12 protein-coding genes are annotated in these 16,162 nt (G+C 72.5%); 7 read left to right on the plus strand and 5 right to left on the minus strand.

All coding sequences use genetic code 11. The features are described 5' to 3' along the window. Positions 1-41 precede the first annotated feature (41 nt). Entirely contained in the window at positions 42-1,073 is a 1,032-nt protein-coding gene (locus SJY14_RS06320) for an endonuclease/exonuclease/phosphatase family protein (RefSeq protein WP_396600102.1), read from the minus strand. Positions 1,074-1,156: 83 nt separating this feature from the next. On the opposite strand from SJY14_RS06320, the gene SJY14_RS06325 reads away from it, so the two are divergent. After that, positions 1,157-2,011, plus strand: a complete 855-nt coding sequence (locus SJY14_RS06325; protein WP_071256758.1) for a PHP domain-containing protein — start codon at positions 1,157-1,159, stop codon at positions 2,009-2,011. 96 nt (positions 2,012-2,107) lie between these two features. Here the strand turns inward: SJY14_RS06325 and SJY14_RS06330 are convergent, their stop codons facing one another. Next, positions 2,108-3,559 carry a DEAD/DEAH box helicase gene (locus SJY14_RS06330; RefSeq protein WP_071256756.1) on the minus strand — a complete coding sequence of 484 codons (1,452 nt, stop codon included), beginning with the start codon at positions 3,557-3,559 and terminating at the stop codon, positions 2,108-2,110. Positions 3,560-3,643: 84 nt separating this feature from the next. Here SJY14_RS06330 and SJY14_RS06335 point away from each other — a divergent pair, with 84 nt between their 5' ends. Continuing rightward, entirely contained in the window at positions 3,644-4,363 is a 720-nt protein-coding gene (locus SJY14_RS06335) for a ferritin-like fold-containing protein (RefSeq protein ID WP_071256878.1), read from the plus strand. A gap of 89 nt (positions 4,364-4,452) precedes the next feature. Here the strand turns inward: SJY14_RS06335 and SJY14_RS06340 are convergent, their stop codons facing one another. Continuing rightward, entirely contained in the window at positions 4,453-4,749 is a 297-nt protein-coding gene (locus tag SJY14_RS06340; protein WP_071256754.1) for a hypothetical protein, read from the minus strand. 2 nt (positions 4,750-4,751) lie between these two features. Then, positions 4,752-4,976, minus strand: coding sequence for a DUF3107 domain-containing protein (locus SJY14_RS06345; RefSeq protein ID WP_043595511.1), 225 nt, complete (start codon positions 4,974-4,976; stop codon positions 4,752-4,754). Between the two features lie 131 nt (positions 4,977-5,107). Here SJY14_RS06345 and SJY14_RS06350 point away from each other — a divergent pair, with 131 nt between their 5' ends. Together SJY14_RS06350 and SJY14_RS06355 are read left to right on the plus strand one after the other, a co-directional pair. Beyond that, on the plus strand, positions 5,108-8,308 hold the full coding sequence (locus SJY14_RS06350; RefSeq protein WP_083396450.1) for a UrvD/REP family ATP-dependent DNA helicase: 3,201 nt from the start codon (positions 5,108-5,110) through the stop codon (positions 8,306-8,308). Beyond that, positions 8,305-11,649 carry an ATP-dependent DNA helicase gene (locus tag SJY14_RS06355; protein ID WP_255364289.1) on the plus strand — a complete coding sequence of 1,115 codons (3,345 nt, stop codon included), beginning with the start codon at positions 8,305-8,307 and terminating at the stop codon, positions 11,647-11,649. The genes SJY14_RS06350 and SJY14_RS06355 overlap by 4 nt, the downstream gene beginning before the upstream one ends. On the opposite strand, the gene SJY14_RS06360 is transcribed toward SJY14_RS06355, so the two are convergent. After that, positions 11,640-12,641: a phosphotransferase gene (locus SJY14_RS06360; RefSeq protein ID WP_071256752.1), complete on the minus strand. Its 1,002-nt coding sequence runs from the start codon at positions 12,639-12,641 to the stop codon at positions 11,640-11,642. The genes SJY14_RS06355 and SJY14_RS06360 overlap by 10 nt on opposite strands. A 74-nt stretch (positions 12,642-12,715) precedes the next feature. On the opposite strand from SJY14_RS06360, the gene nudC reads away from it, so the two are divergent. From nudC to SJY14_RS06375, 3 genes are all read left to right on the plus strand, one after another. Continuing rightward, positions 12,716-13,648: an NAD(+) diphosphatase gene (gene nudC, locus SJY14_RS06365; protein ID WP_143048701.1), complete on the plus strand. Its 933-nt coding sequence runs from the start codon at positions 12,716-12,718 to the stop codon at positions 13,646-13,648. Then, positions 13,645-15,357 (plus strand): ATP-dependent helicase, encoded by a 1,713-nt coding sequence (locus tag SJY14_RS06370; protein WP_071256748.1) that lies wholly within the window; start codon positions 13,645-13,647, stop codon positions 15,355-15,357. Before nudC ends, SJY14_RS06370 begins: the two co-directional genes overlap by 4 nt. Before the next feature lie 256 nt (positions 15,358-15,613). Beyond that, a complete protein-coding gene (locus tag SJY14_RS06375; protein ID WP_396600103.1) occupies positions 15,614-16,144 on the plus strand; it encodes a hypothetical protein in 531 nt (176 codons plus the stop codon). Positions 16,145-16,162 lie beyond the last annotated feature (18 nt).

A 16,162-nucleotide genomic window follows, 5' to 3' on the forward strand; every position in this document is an offset into this window, starting at 1 on the left:
CCATTGTCCCGCCAAACGGGCCGGACGCCCAGTCGGCGGGCTCAGGCCCCCGTGCGACTGAGCTGGGCGACGACCGGACGGTGGTCGCTGCCGGCGTCGTCGAGCTCGGTCACGACCCGGAAGCCGGTCGGCAGCCACTGCTCGGTCGCCATGACGTGGTCGATCGGGGCGCCGAGCAGGGGAGGGACGTCGGTCGGCCAGGTGCCGACCCCGGCGTTGGCGGTGGCCTCGGCCGCGTCGCGGCAGGCGCCGAGGGCTCCACCGTCGGAGCCGAGACCGGCCATGTGGTCGAGCGTGGCGTTGAAGTCGCCCGCCATGATCACGTCACCCGAGCGGCAGACGTCGGCGAGGTAGCCGAGGCCGGCACGCCATTGCCCCATGTGATCGGGCGTCGGCGACACGGGATGGGCGGCGACGATGGTGGGCCCCTCGCCCGACACGGGCGTCGCGACGACCGTCGGGAGCACGGGCGTCGTGCGCGCGTCGGTGGTGCCGTCGTCGCCGATCGCGACCTGGTAGTCGCCGAGCGCGGCGCTGATCAGCAGGGTCGTCGAGCGGCCGCTCGCGATCTGGTCGTAGGCCACCGTGTGGACCCACATGGGCTTGCCGGCGGCGGCCATGGCCTCGGCGACGGCGACGCCGACCTCCTGTCGGGTCTCGGGGAGGGCGATCACGTCGGCGCCGACCTCGGTCGCGAGGGCGACCACGGCGTCGGCCCCGGTCGCCGCGCCGAGCGTGTTCCACGACAGGACGGTGACGTCGGTGGGTGTCCTCTCGACGAAGTCGGTGCGGCCGAGGCCTCGAGCCGTCACGACGCCGGCCGAGAGGACGCCGAACACGAGCAGCAGCACGGCCGCACTCGCCGTCAACGACCGGATCGGTCGCGCGATCAGGCCGAGCACGAGCAGCAGCACCGTCAGGACGATCGCCACGGCCGCGGCGACGAGGCGGAACGACACCACCTGAGCGACCGGGAAGACGCGCTGCAGCCCGACGGCCTGGGGCCAGAGGGCGGCCACCAGCACGGCGGCGACGGCGAGGACGAAGACGAGGGCGACGAGACGACGGATCATGGCCACTGGAGCCTAGGGGAACCCCCGACCGCAGGTCGGGCGCCGCACGGACGCCTCGGAAGCGCGCCGCCTACAATGGGGGGATGCCCACGCGCCTGGTCGACCTGCACACTCACTCGAGCGTGTCGGACGGCACCGAGGCGCCCGCCGCGTTGATCGCGTCGGCCGTGCGGGCGGGGCTCGACACCGTCGCCCTGACCGACCACGACAGCACCGCCGGGTGGTCCGAGGCCTCGGCCGCCGTCGCCGGGACGGGGCTCACCCTCGTCCCCGGCATGGAGCTCAGCACCCGGCTCGGCTTGAACAGCGTTCACATGCTCGGCTACCTCTTCGACCCCGCGCACCCGGGTCTGGTCGCCGAGACGGCACGCCTCCGCGACAGTCGTCTGCACCGCGCCGAGCGCATCGTCGAGCGCATCGCCGCCGACTACGACCTCACCTGGGGCGACGTCCTCGCCCAGGCCAGCTCGGGAGCGACGCTGGGCCGGCCGCACATCGCCGACGCCCTCGTCGCCAAGGGCTACGCACCCGACCGCAGCGCCGCCTTCGCGGGCATCCTGCATTGGCGGTCCGGGTACTACGAACCACACGAGGCACCCAGCCCCCTGATCGGCGTCCGGCTGATCCGCGAGGCCGGGGGAGTCCCCGTCATCGCCCACCCCGCGACCCGGGGGCGCGAGCCCAACGTCTCGAGCGAGGGCTTCGAGGCCCTGGTCGACGCCGGCCTGCTCGGCGTCGAGATCGACCACCGCGAGAACACCACGGCGGGCAAGGCGCGACTGCTCGAGCTCGCCCGGCGGCACGACCTCATCGTGACCGGGTCGAGCGACTACCACGGCGACGGCAAGCCCAACCGGCTGGGCGAGAACACCACGGCTCCCGAGCAACTCGACCGGATCGTCGACGCGGCGACCGGGTGGGTGCCCGTCCGGGGCTGAGTCGACCCGCGCCTCCTCGTCCCGGACGGCGACGGGCCGGACGCACGAGACCCCCTCGCCGCGAACGGTCGAGGGGGCCTCGGTGAGGGTCGAGCGTCAGCCCTGGGGCTGCGACGACGAGTCGCCCGCCGGGCGGCGGCGACGGTTGCGGCTGCGCTTGCGCGGGGCCTCACCCGTGGCCTCGCCGGCCGGAGTCGCCGCGTCGGGTGCCTGGGCGGCACCGCGGCCCGTGGCCGAGGGCTCACCCGAGGTACGGACGGGAGCGTCGCCGCGACCGCGACCACGACCCCTGTCTCGGTCGCCCTGGGGGCCGCCGGTGCGCTCGCGCGTGCCGGCCGAACCCGCCTTGACCGCCGACAGGGAGGTCGCGCGAAGGCGTCCCTTGGTGCCGGCGGGGATGTCGAGGTCGGTGAAGAGGTGCGGGCTCGACGAGTAGGTCTCGACCGGTTCGGGCTGACCCATGTCGAGGGCCCGGTTGATCAGCGCCCACTTGTGCAGGTCGTCCCAGTCGACGAACGTCACGGCGATGCCGGTCTTGCCCGCACGGCCGGTTCGGCCGGCGCGGTGCAGGTACGTGTCGTGGTCGTCGGGCACGGTGTGGTTGATGACGTGCGTGACGTCGTTCACGTCGATGCCGCGGGCCGCGACGTCGGTCGCGATCAGGATGTCCTTCTTGCCCGCCTTGAAGGCGGCCATGGCACGCTCGCGCTGCTCTTGGTTGAGGTCGCCGTGGACGGCGGCCGCGTTGAAGCCACGATCGTTCAGCTCTTCGACGAGCTTGGCGGCCGCGCGCTTGGTGCGCGTGAAGACGACGGTCTTGCCGCGACCCTCGGCCTGGAGGATGCGCGCGATCACCTCGTCCTTGTCGAGCGAGTGGGCGCGGTAGACGACGTGCTTGATGTTCGCCTGCGTGAGGCCCTCGTCGGGGTCGGTCGCGCGGATGTGGATCGGCTTCGACATGAAGCGGCGGGCCAGTGCCACTATGGGGCCGGGCATCGTCGCCGAGAACAACATGGTGTGACGGGTGGCCGGAACCTGCTGGAAGATCTTCTCGATGTCGCTGAGGAAGCCCAGGTCGAGCATCTTGTCGGCCTCGTCGAGCACGACCTCTTGCACCTCTTTGAGGTTCAGGAGGCGCTGGCCGGCCAGGTCGAGGAGGCGCCCGGGGGTGCCCACGACGATCTGCGCGCCGGCCTTGAGCTGTTCGACCTGACCCTCGTAGGCCTTGCCGCCGTAGATGCTGACGATCTTGGTGGCACGGTTCGCGGTGGCGACCTCGAGGTCGTCGGCCACCTGGACGCAGAGTTCGCGGGTGGGGACGACGACGAGCACCTTGACGCCGGGGGCCGGGTCGAGGCCGATGCGCTGGATGATGGGGAGGCCGAAGCCGAAGGTCTTGCCGGTGCCCGTCTTGGCCTGGCCGATGATGTCTTGGCCGGCGAGGGCGAGGGGAATGGTCTGGGTCTGGATGGGGAAAGGTTCGAGGATCCCCTTCGACGCCAGAGCGTCGACCATGTCGGGGTCGATCGCGAGGTCAGTGAATGTCAAAGTGTTGCCCTGTCTCATATAGGGGGATGCGAGGAGTTTAGCCCGTCGCGACGGGCGGCCTCTCGGACCCCGTAAGATGTGGGCGTGGTGTCCTGGCCCGGTCGAGGTGCGAAACGCGGCGTCCCGTCCCTGCAGTGGCCGCGGCCCGCAGCGAAGCCGACCCCCGCGGCGCGGGTCGAGCTCGACCAGTTCACCCCCGACCTGCTGGTCTTCCTCGGGCACGCGGCCTACCTCGAGCTCGCACTCTTCGAGACTCTCGGGCGCTCGTCGGCGTTCGCCCCCGACGTCCGCGCGAAAGAGACCACCGGTCGCATCGCCGAGACGACGTTGGCACGACACCGTGGCCTGGTGGCCGAGATCGAACGGTCAGGCCACGACGCCACCGAGTCGATGGAGCCCCACATCGCCGCGATCGACGAATTCCGGGCCCGGACCGAAGGCACGGACTGGTACGAGGCGATCCTCGCCGACTACGTCGCGGCAGGCCTGCTCAACGACGTGTTCGTCCGGTTGGCGGCCGGGCTGCCCGCCGATCACCACAAGCGCATCGTCGCGGTGCTCAAGGCCCACGACGACGCACCGCTCGTCGTGCGAGAGCTCTCGGCGGCCATCGAGGCCGACTCGCGACTCGCGTCGCGGCTGGCCCTCTGGGGGCGCAGGCTGGTGGGCGACACCCTGCTGGTCGCGCGCGCTGCCGTCTCGGCGTCGCACGTGTCGGCGGACGACGAGCGTCTCGAGCCGGTCTTCACCGAACTCATCGCCGCCCACACCCGCCGCATGGACGCCCTCGGGCTCACCGCCTGAGTCGTTCCCGGGGTCGGCTTCGGGCAGACCCGTCGTCGCGGGTTCGCCGGTCGACCTCTCACCGGAGGCGGCCGACCGGAGGCGCGGTGTCAGGAAGCGGAGCGCACCAGGCGGGCGAAGTGCTCACTGTCGCGTGCCCGACGACGGACGGCCGCGACGCGGCAGACCACGAAGGCGACGACGGCCGGGAGGACGAGCCCCACGACCCAGATCCAGCCGCCGTCCGCGGGCCACCCCGCCCAGGTGAGGGCCTCCCACACGATCGCCGCCACGACGGCGCCGGAGGCCGGCGCGAGCAGGACGCCGCGGGTGTCGGCGTCGGGCAGCGCGTAATGGAGGACGAACCCGAGGATGGCGCCGCCCAGGACGACGAAGAGGAGTTCCACGGCTAGCTGACGAACCCGACCTTGCGGCTCTCTTCGCTGCCGACCTCGACGTAGGCGAGCGACGCGGTGGGGACCAGGTAGGTCTTGCCCTTGGAGTCGGCGAGGGTGACGTACGACTTGCCGCCGTCGAGCGCGTCGCCGACGACCTTCTCGACCTCGTCGGCGGTCTGCGCCGTCTCGAAGCTGATCTCACGGGGGCTGTTGGTGATGCCGATGCGAATGTCCACGTGGTCACGATAACCGACCTCGCCGCCCCGGCTCTGCACGTTCACTGTCGGCGCACAGGCGGTTGCGCCTCGGGCCGTCGCCCGCCCACCGGACCGACCTCGATGTCGGTCCGAGCCGGTAGCGTCGGGACATGGCCTCGACCGTCTCCTCGCCCCTCCCGGGCCCGACGCGAGCCGTGGTGCCGACGGCTCTCGACGACTCACAGCGAGCCGTGCTCGACCTCCCCGACGGGCGGTCGGCGGCCGTCCTGGGTGCCCCGGGCTCGGGCAAGACCTGCACGCTCGTCGAGTTCGTGGTGGACCGGGTCGAGGTGCGTGCGTGGGGCCCGGCGGCCGTCATGGCGCTCGCGCCGACGCGGTCGACGGCCACGACGCTGCGCGACGTGATCGCGTCGAGGCTCACCGTCCCCACCCCGGGGCCCCTGGCCCGCACCGTCTCGTCGCTCGCGTTCGACGTGGTCGGCCACGCGGCGCGACTCGTCGGCCTCCCCGCACCGACCCTGCTGACCGGCGGCGATCAGGACAGCATCGTCCGTGCCCTGCTCGAAGGGCACGAGCTCGACGGCACGGGGCCGTCCTGGCCCGACGGGCTCGGCCCGACCGTGCGTCGGCTCCGCGGGTTCCGGACGGAGCTGCGCGAGGTCCTCATGCGGTCGACCGAGCACCGCATCGGGTCCGAGGGGCTCCGGCGTGCCGCCGAACGGGCCGACCGGCCCGAATGGGCGGCGGTGGCCGACTTCCGCGACGAGTACCTGGGCGTGCTCGACGCGGCCCGGGGGCGGCACCTCGACTCGGCCGACCTCGTCGACTACGCCGTCGCCGCCCTCGACCGCGGCGAGACCTCCCCGGCCGTCGACGGGCTGCGAGTCGTCCTCGTCGACGACGCGCAAGAAGCGACCGAGTCGACCGTGGCGCTGCTGCGCGCCCTGACCCGGCGGGGCGTCGCCGTGGTCGCGTTCGGCGACCCCGACCTGTCGACCAGCGCGTTCCGGGGTGGCACGCCCGACGTGCTAGGCCGGCTCGGCCCCCGGCTCGGCCTGTCCGACGTCGAGACGCTCTACCTCTCGACGGCCCACCGCCACCAGCCGCCGCTACGGGACCTCGTTCAGCGCGTCACCTCCCGGATCGGGACGGCCGGCGCCGGCCGCCAGCACGCCGCGGTGGCCGCGTCGGTGGCCGAGCCCTCCGAGCCCTCCGAGGTCGCCGACGGGGCCGACTCCACGGTGCCCCCGATCGTCACCGTCCGGGCCGACAGTCCGACCCACGAAGTGGCGTCGGTGGCCCGACTCCTGCGCGAGCACCACCTGGTCCGTGGGGTGCCCTGGTCGCGCATGATGGTCGTCGTCCGCAGCGGCGGGCAGGTGGCCGGCGTCGCGCGGGGGCTGCAGCTCGCCGAGGTGCCGACCCGCACCTCCGTCGCCGGACGCGCCGTGCGCGACGAGCACGCAGCACGTCACCTGTTGCTCGCCGCGTCCGTGGCCGTCGGGCGCGACGAGCTCACCGTCGAGCTCGCGACCGAGTTGCTGCTGGGGCCTCTCGCCGGCTTCGACCCGCTCTCGCTGCGACGCCTGAGGCTCGCCCTGCGCGCCGACGAGCTCGGGGCGGGCGGCGTCCGCTCGGCCGACGACCTGCTCGTGGAGGCCCTCGAGGGGGCTGGTCGGTTCGTCACGATCGACTCGAGGTTCGCCGCCCGTGCCGGGCGTTTCTCGTCCAGCCTCGACGCGGCCCGTCGTGCCGCCGCGACCGGTGCGAGCATCGAAGAAGTGCTCTGGGGTCTGTGGGAGCGCAGCGGACTCGCGGCCGAATGGTCGGCGCAGAGCGACGGTCGCGGCATCGTCGCCGCCGAGGCCGACCGTCACCTCGACGGCGTCGTCGCGCTGTTCACGGCCGCCAAGCGCTTCGTCGAACGCACCCCCGAGGCGCCGGCCGGGGCCTTCCTCGACTCGTTGCTCGGGGCCGAGGTGCCCGAAGACACGCTCTCGCCACAGGCGACGGCCGAGACGGTGCTGGTCTGTTCGCCGTCGAACGCCGTCGGAGTCGAGGTCGACGTGGTCGTCGCCGCGCGGCTGCAGGACGGTGTGTGGCCGAACCTGCGCATCCGCGGCGGGCTGCTCGCGCCCGACGAACTCGTCGCCCTGGCCGAGCGCGGGCTGCTCCGCGGCGGCCCGTCCGACGACCGTGACGACGAGCCGGCCGCTGCCTCCGACGCCCGGGCCGCGGTGCTGTCCGACGAGTTGCGCATGTTCGCCCTCACGGTGTCACGCGCCACCCGACAGGTCGTGCTCTCCTGCACCTCGAACGACGACGAGGGCCCCTCGCCGTTCTTCCGGCTGCTGCCCGATGGCTGCCCGGAAGCCCCCGCCGGGCACCCCCTGTCGCTGCGAGGGCTCGTGGGGCACCTCCGACACGTGCTCGTCTCGTCGCCTCACGGCCCCCGGGCCGACGACGCGGTCGAGGCGTTGGCACGACTCGCCCACGAGGGCGTGGCCGGGGCGTCGCCGGACGACTGGTACGGGCTGCTCGAGCCGACCACCGTCGAGCCGCTCATCGACCTCGACGCCCCCGAGGCCCACGTGCCCGTGTCGCCGTCGCAACTCGGGTCGTTCGAAGAATGCCCCCTGCACTGGTTCGTCGACCGGTTCGGCGGCTCCCCTCCCAACGCGGCGATGGGTCTCGGCACGGTGCTGCACGACGTCATGGAGCACGCCGAGGGCACGGACGTCGACTCGCTCTGGAGGGCCGTCGAGGGACGCTGGCCCGAGCTCGAGTTCGAGTCGGCCTGGATCGCCGAGTCCGAGAAACGCCGCGCGCGCGACATGACCGAGAGCCTCTCCTCCTACCTGCGGGACTTCGAGGCGTCGGGTGGCAGCCTGCTCGGAGCCGAGTCGACGTTCACCCTCGACATCGGGCCGGCTCGTCTGCGCGGGTCGATCGACCGGGTCGAGCGCACCCGCGAGGGCGCCGCCGTCATCGTCGACCTCAAGACGGGGCGGTCGGCCCCGACGTCGCCCCAGGCCGTGGCCGAGCACCCGCAGCTGGGCAGCTACCAGGTCGCCCTCGCCGACGGCGCGGTCGAGGCCGTGCCCGAGGGCACACCCCCGGGCGGGGCGAAGCTCGTCATCGTGTCGTCAGGCGTCCGGGGCAAGCTCTACCGAGAGCCGGCCCAGGGGGCGTTCGACGACGACCGACTCGCGGCCTTCCGGGCCCGGGTCGTCGCCGCGGCCCAGCACATGGCGGGACGGGTGTTCGTCGCCCGCCTCGACGACCACTGCGAGGGCCGCCACGGTGGATCGTGCCGCATCCACGTGGTGGGCGAGGTGAGCGGCTCGTGACGGGCGTGGGCCGGGCCGCCGACGCGGCCGGCGCCGCGCGTGCGGGTGACGGGAGCGGCGTCGGCGACACGACCCGTGCCTCCTCGTCCCTGCTCGGAGCGGCCGAGATCGCCGAGGCGCTCGGGCTGCCCACCCCGACCGCCGAGCAGCAGGCCGTCATCGAGGCACCACTCGAGCCCGCCCTCGTGGTGGCGGGCGCCGGCAGCGGCAAGACCGAGACCATGGCCAACCGCGTGGTGTGGCTGCTCGCCAACCGTCTCGTCGGCGTCTCGCAGGTGCTCGGTCTGACCTTCACCCGCAAGGCCGCCGGTGAACTCGGTGAGCGCATCGAGCGGCGCATCGCGCAGCTCGCCGCCGTCGGACTGCTCGGCGACGAGGTCGATCCGTTCGACGTGCCCACCGTCTCGACCTACAACGCGTTCGCCAACGCGATCTTCCGTGACAACGCGCTGCGGGTGGGGCGCGAGAGCGAGTCGCAGGTGCTCGGCGACGCGTCGGCCTGGCAGCTGGCGCGCTCACTCGTCGTGGGAAGCCACGACGAGCGCCTCGCCGGGCTCGGCCGCAGCGTCGACGGCATCACCGAGGCCGTCCTCCGCCTGAGCCACGCCCTCAGCGAGAACGTCACCGGGCCCGAGCCCGTGGCGCGCCTGGCCGACCGGTTCCTCGACCTCGCGAGTCTGCCGTCGACCAAGGGCAGCGCCTATAAGTCGGTGGTCGACGCCGTCGGCGCGGTGTCGGCCCTCCCGCCGCTGCTCGACCTCGCCGCGGCCTTCGCCGACGAGAAGGCTCGTCGCGGCCTCGTCGAGTACTCCGACCAGGTGGCCCTGGCCCTCGAGGTCTGCGACACGGCGCCGAGCGTCGTGGCCGAGCTGCGCGACCGCTACCGCGTCGTGCTCCTCGACGAATACCAGGACACCAGCGTCGTGCAGACCACCTTGCTGTCCCGCCTCTTCGAGGGCACCGGGGTCATGGCGGTCGGCGACCCCCACCAGTCCATTTACGGGTTCCGGGGGGCCAGCGCCGCGAACCTCGGACGGTTCCCTGTCGACTTCGGGGCCCGGCCCGACGCCGTGTTCAGCCTCTCGACGAGCTGGCGCAACGCGTCGCGCGTGCTCGACGCCGCCAACACCGTCGTGGCCGAGCTGGCACGGTCCGCCGGTGCGGTCGTCGGCGAGCTGCACCCCCGGCCGGGTGCTCCCGAGGGTCGTGTCGAACTGCTCTTCGACCAGACGCTGCCGGGGGAGGCCGACCAGGTCGCGGCGTGGCTGCAGCGAGAGTTGGCCGTCCCCACCATGGTCGACGGCGAGCCCGCCCGCCGGACGGCGGCGTTGCTCTTCCGGTCGAAGAAGACCATGCCCGTCTTCGTCGAGGCGCTGGCCGCGCGTGGGGTGCAGTACCACGTGCTCGGCGTCGGCGGCCTCCTGCAACGCCCCGAGGTCGTCGACCTCGTGTCCTGCCTCCGGGTGCTGCACGACCCGTCGGCCGGTTCCGAGGCGATCCGTCTGATGGCCGGGGCCCGATGGCGGATCGGCGTGCGAGACATCGCGCGGTTGCGCGACGTCGCCTCGTGGCTCTTCTCGCACGACCACGCCCAGCAGCGCCTCGACGACGACGTCGCCGCCGGGTTCCGGGCGTCGGTCGCCGCCGGCGAGCACGGGTCCATCGTCGACGCCCTGGACTTCGTGGCCACGGCACCCGTGACCCATCGTCAGCTCGCCGAGTTCAGCGACGAGGGACTCGTGCGCCTGAGGCGGTTGGGCTCCCACCTCGCGTTCCTCCGGGGCCGCACCGGGCTCGACCTCGTCGACCTCGTCACGCTGGTCGAGCACGAGATGCTGCTCGACGTCGAGGTGGCGGCGGCCACCGGGGCGCCCTCGGGCGGTGCCTGGTTGCAGGCCTTCGAAGACGAACTGGCCGGGTACGTCGCGACCGACGAGAACGCCGGGCTCGGGGGCTTCTTGTCGTGGCTGTCGGCAGCCGAGCGTCGTGACGACATGGGGCCGCGGTCCGAGCAGGCCGAGCGGGGTACCGTCCAATTGCTGACCATCCACGGGTCCAAGGGGCTCGAGTGGGACGTCGTGGCGGTGCCCCGGCTGGTCGAGGGCGAGTTGCCCGGCACGTCCCGCGAGGGTGTGGGGTGGCTCGGTTTCGGCGAACTGCCGTACGAGTTCCGCGGCGACGCGGCCGAGCTGCCCGTGCTCGGCTGGCGGGGCGCCGCCGACCAGAAAGAGTTCGACCAGTCGCTGAAGGCGTTCAAGGACGAGCTCGTCGTCCGGCACCAGGCCGAGGAGCGGCGGCTGGCCTACGTCGCGCTCACCCGTGCCCGTGACGCCCTGCTCGTGAGCGGTTCCTTCTGGACGAGCGCCGTGCGCCCTCGTCCGGCGAGCCGGTTCGTCGTCGAGCTGGCCGAGAGAGGACTCGTGCCGACCGGCGACCTGCCCGAGCGACCCGACGACGACGAGAACCCCCTGGCCGCCGCATCCCGCGAGCTCAGCTGGCCGCTCGACCCTTTGGGCCAGCGCCGCGCGGTCGTCGAGGACGCCGCGGCACGGGTCGCCGCGGCCGTGGACCGGCGCTCACGAGACGAGCCCGCCGACACGGAGCGGTCACGGCCGCTGTCGAGATGGTCGTCCGACATCGACCTGCTGCTGCTCGAGCGTGACGCCGCGCGAGCGGGCGCCGGGGCGGTTCCCCTGCCACAGCGCATCCCCGCCTCACGGTTCAAGGACTACGTCGACGACCCGGCCGCGGTCGCCGCCGCTCTCCGTCGTCCCCTGCCCGAACGGCCCTATCGAGCCACCCGCCTCGGCACGCTGTTCCACGAGTGGGTGGAAGAGCGCTTCCGGCCGACGGGCCGTGCCGAGACCCTGGACGCCTGGGGAGACGAGAGCGATCTCGACGACGAGCGGGTCGGCTCACCCGGGTCCGGGCCGGTCGACCCGGACGACGCGAGGAGGTTCGAGCAACTGGTCACGACCTTCGAGCGCTCGGCCTGGGCATCCCTCGAGCCGACCGACGTCGAGCTCGAGATCCACCTCCCCCTCGGCAGCCGCACCGTCATCTGCAAGATCGACGCCGTGTTCGAACGCGACGGCCGGTTCGAGGTCGTCGACTGGAAGACGGGCAAGGCGCCCACCGACGACGCCGATCTCGAGCTCAAGCAGCTCCAACTGGCGCTCTACCGCGAGGCCTACGCCCAGTTCACGGGCATCCCGGCCGACAAGATCGACGCGGTCTTCTACTTCGTGGCCGACGACGTGGTGCTGCGGCCCCGGCACGTGGCCGACCGCGGTGAACTCGTCGAGCTCTGGCAGCGGGTCGAGGCGTCGTCTCAGACGTGACGGCGCTCGGTCGCCTCGAGCAGGTCCTCGACGCCGTCGACGTCGAGGGCGGCGGTCGAGCCCGAGCCGATGCCGGCCCGTCGATCACCGGGCAGCGAGTCGACGAGCTTCGTCATCATCTCGACGGCGTCGTCCACGACCGACGTGTTCTTGGTGCCGGTGCCGTGCAGCAGCCACTTCGCCAGGTCGAGTTCGCGATACAGGGTCGCCCGGTGCCGCAGCTGGTGGTCGCTCGTGCCTCGGGCGGTGTTGTAGGCGTCGAACGCCGCGTCGACCGCTGTCGGGCTCGGGGCGCCGAGCAGCCAGGCCAGGTCGCGGGCGGGGTCGCCGACCTGCAGGTCGTGCCAGCCGAGCACACCGCTGACGGTGTCGCCGAGGACGAGCACCGAACCGGCGTCGAGGGAGCCGTTGACCACCGTCGGCTGGAACTGCCAGAGCACCGAGTCCTGGATGGCGGCCTCCCAGCGCTCGAGCAGCGCCGCGGGCAGCAGGCGCGTCGAGGCCGCGCGATCGACCAGCGCCGCCGAGGACCGCATGGCCTCGAACGGGGTGTGACTGGTCAGGCCGGCGTCGGTCACGAAGCTCGTCGGCAGCGAGTGGATCGCCGCCACGGCACGGCCCAGCGCCGTGGGCAGGTCGCTGGTCGCGGTCAGTCGCGAGATCGACAGGTGCTCGCCGGGGACAACGTCGTAGACGATGCCGCGCGTGCGACCGATCGGTGCCTGGCCGCGGTAGGCGGGTACGTCGAAGGAGAGCCGCCCGCGGACGCCGGCGCTCAGGGCGCGCAAGGCGACGAGGTCGGCCGACTGCTCGGCCTCGGCCCGTTGCGACCGGGGGACACGGACGATGCAGTGCTCTCCGGCGCGGCCGTCGACGAGTGCCGAGTCGAAGTCGCCACCCGTCTCGCTGCCGTGGCGTGACGCGCGCGTGACGTCCAGGTCCGCGACGGCGGCCGTGGCCAGCGCGGCTAGAGTGAGATGAGATCTGGCCATGCCCTCAGGGTAGGCCGCCGCACGCGATGCCCTGCCGTGCGCCACGCTGTCAACTCGCGATGATTGGTCGTCCGATGTCCTCGCCGCTCACGTCCCGGCTCCCGTTGTCCCGCCACCAGGTCGACCGTGACTACCTCACCCGCGAGCGCGCCGGGGTCGTCGACGAACTGCTCGCCTCGGCGGGCACCCGTGTGCTGCCGGTCTGGCGGGGACGCACCCTCATGGCGTCGGCGGATTCCCTGGCCCTCCTGCCGGCCTCGTCGGTCCCGCCGGCCGACGACTACGTCTACCTCGGCGTCTCGAAAGACCCTTCGGCCGCCGAACCCGTGGGCACGCCCGTCCTGGCGGCACTCCTCGACGACGAGCGCGCCAAGTCCATGGCGGCCGACGACTCGGCCTGGGGCAGTCCGCGAGTGTCGGGCACGGCGTTGAGCGCGCGCGACGCCGGCCTGGCCGTCGAGGCCGTCGCCGTGGCGAACTGGCACGACTCCCACCGGTTCTCGCCGCGGACCGGTCGGCGACTGGTCACCGACAAGGCGGGCTGGGTGCGTCGAGACCCGGACGACGGCCACGAGATCTTCCCCCGGACCGACCCCGCGATCATCGTCGGCGTGACCGATGCCGACGACCGCCTCCTGCTCGGTTCGAACGCCCTGTGGGAGCAGAACCGTTACTCGTTGCTGGCGGGTTTCGTCGAGCCCGGCGAATCGCTCGAGCACGCCGTGCAGCGCGAGATCTTCGAGGAGTCCGGCATCAACGTCGTGTCGCCCCGCTACCTGGGTTCACAGCCCTGGCCGTTCCCGGCGAGCCTCATGCTCGGTTTCCGGGCCGAGGTCGACACCGACGATCCCGGCACGCTCACCCCCGACGGCGCCGAGATCCTCGACCTGCGCTGGTTCAGCCGTGACGAACTCGTCGCGGGCCTCGGTGAGATCGTCCTTCCCGGGCGCACGTCCATCGCCCGCGCGATCATCGAGGACTGGTTCGGCGGCGAGATCGACCAGTGACCGAGGCCGCCGACCTGATCGCGGGGCTCGACGAGCAGCAGCGCCGGGCGGCGTCGAAGTTGCTCGGTCCCGTGTGCCTGCTCGCGGGTGCCGGGACGGGCAAGACCCGCGCCATCACCCACCGCATCGCGTACGGGGTCGCGACGGGTGTCTACGCGCCCAACCGCGTCATGGCGCTCACCTTCACCTCACGTGCGGCCGCCGAACTGCGTGGTCGGTTGCGTCACCTGGGTGCCGGGGGAGTCTCGGCGCGCACCTTCCACGCCTCGGCCCTGTCCCAGCTGTCCTATTTCTGGCCGCAGACGATGGGCGGTCAGATGCCGCGCCTCCTCGACAGCAAGGCCAAGGCACTCGCCCACGCCGCCGAGTCGTTGCGTCTCAAGATCGACACGGCGGCCTTGCGGGATCTCGCGGCCGAGATCGAGTGGCGGAAGGTCTCGCGGCTCACCCTCGAGGACTACGCGAAGGCCCTGCCGGGCAGGTCGCTGCCGCCGTCGATCAGCATCGAGAAGGCCGTCGACCTGCACCGGGCCTACGAGGCCGTCAAGGACGAACGGCGCCAGCTCGACTTCGAGGACGTCCTGCTCGCGACGGTCGGCATGCTCGAGCTCGAGCCGCGCGTGGCCCAGCAGGTGCACGAGCAGTACCGCTTCTTCGTCGTGGACGAGTACCAGGACGTCTCGCCCCTCCAACAAGACCTGCTCGACCTCTGGCTCGGCGGTCGGAACGACCTCTGCGTCGTCGGCGACGCCAGCCAGACCATCTACTCGTTCGCGGGCGCGTCGTCGGACTACCTGCTCGGGTTCGGCGCGCGATACGACGACGCCACGGTCGTCCGTCTCGAGCAGAACTACCGTTCGTCGCGGCAGATCGTCGACACGGCCAACCAGCTCATGCGGGGTCGGCCGGGGGCGTTGCACCTCCACCCGGCAGTCGAGACGACGGGTCCCGTGCCGCCCGTGACCGAGTACGCCAGCGATTCGGCCGAGGCCCGGGGAATCGCCGAGACGATCGCCGACGAGATCCGCTCGGGCGTCGCCCCGGAAGAGATCGCCGTGCTGTACCGGGTCAACGTCCAAGCCGCGGCGATCGAGCGCGCGCTCGCCGATGTCGGCGTGTCGACCCGCATCCACGGTGCGACGCGGTTCTTCGAGCTCCGCGAGGTGAAAGAGGCCCTGATGATGATGAAGGGCGCGGCGGTCAGCATCGTGGGCGAGCCGCTCTTCAAGACCGTCAGTGACGTCCTGCGGTCGCTCGGCTGGACGCAGGACGCTCCTGACCAGAGAGGCGCGATCCGCGACCGCTGGGAGTCCTTGAACACGATCATGGGCCTGGCCGAGGCGTCGGCGCCCGGGACGACACTCCGCCAGTTCGTCGACGAACTCTTCGCCCGCCAGGCCGGGCAACACGAGCCGACGATGGCCGCGGTCACCCTGGCGACGTTGCACTCGGCGAAGGGGCTCGAATGGCGCAGCGTGTACCTGGTCGGTCTCAGCGAGGGTCTCGTCCCGATCAGCTATGCGAAGGACGACGCGGCGATCGACGAGGAACGCCGCCTCTTGTACGTCGGCGTCACGAGGGCGCGTGAGCGGCTGCGGCTGTCGTGGAGCCGGTCGGGGCAAGGGCGCGGCGGCGAACGGCGCGTGAGCCGGTTCGTGGAAGAGCTGCGCACCCGCACTCCGGGTGGGGCGGCACGTTCGCGCGAGTGACGAGACCCTCGGCGATCGAGATCGACTCGACCTCGGAGTCCTCCGGTGTGCCGGCCGCGCCGCTCAGACGCGACCACAGACGGCGGGCGGCTCTCGTGGCGACCTCGTGGACGGACAGCAGCGGAGGCGCGGTGAGGGGTCGAGCGCTCAACTGACCGGCGATCGCGGGCCAGGCGCGGTCGGCCTCACCGGCGTGGAGGTCGAGACACCGGGCGCAGGCCGTCGTGCCGGGCACCGTCATGGGGCCGATCCGCGCATGACGATCGCCCAGTCGCACCACGAGGTGCGTCAGGTCGGACCTCACCCACTCTCGGACCACCCCGGGGTCGACGACGTGCCCGCCGACCAGGACGCCCGTGGCGTTCCTCGGCGGAGGCAGATCGGCGTGGGCCCGGCGGACGTCGGCCCCGCAGGAGCCCAGGAGGCGCGCGACGGCATCGGCCACGGGGCCCGGCCCGCCCACGACGACGGTCGGCGGGACGATCGGCTCGGTGTCGCCGCCCAGCGCGGGTCGCAAGCGCTCGACGGAGGCCTCGACCGCGGCTCGGTCGACGCCGAGGTGGGCGACGAGGGTGGGCAGGCCGCCTGCTCCGTGGCCCGCGGCGACGGCGGCGACCACCCGCTCGTCGAGCCTGCTGACCGGACTCAGGACGAGCGTCGGACGGTCGACGCCGACCTGGAGGGTCGACGGGTCACGCCAGACGACGGGGGTACGGGGATCGAGGACGAGGGGCATCGTCCGATCATGTCGTGGAGCCGGGGTGGATCAAGGGTTGTCCACAGGTGACCGCAGGCCGAGGTGACG

This window comes from Frigoribacterium sp. R86507, from assembly GCF_044597695.1.
GTDB lineage: Bacteria > Actinomycetota > Actinomycetes > Actinomycetales > Microbacteriaceae > Frigoribacterium.

Bases quoted from the DNA above. Each gene is read 5' to 3' on its own strand.
- SJY14_RS06325 (WP_071256758.1), top strand. From the start codon at position 1,157: ATGCCCACGCGCCTGGTCGACCTGCACACTCACTCGAGCGTGTCGGAC.
- SJY14_RS06320 (WP_396600102.1), bottom strand. From the start codon at position 1,073: ATGATCCGTCGTCTCGTCGCCCTCGTCTTCGTCCTCGCCGTCGCCGCC.
- nudC (WP_143048701.1), top strand. From the start codon at position 12,716: ATGTCCTCGCCGCTCACGTCCCGGCTCCCGTTGTCCCGCCACCAGGTC.
- SJY14_RS06350 (WP_083396450.1), top strand. From the start codon at position 5,108: ATGGCCTCGACCGTCTCCTCGCCCCTCCCGGGCCCGACGCGAGCCGTG.
- SJY14_RS06360 (WP_071256752.1), bottom strand. From the start codon at position 12,641: ATGGCCAGATCTCATCTCACTCTAGCCGCGCTGGCCACGGCCGCCGTC.
- SJY14_RS06375 (WP_396600103.1), top strand. From the start codon at position 15,614: ATGACGATCGCCCAGTCGCACCACGAGGTGCGTCAGGTCGGACCTCAC.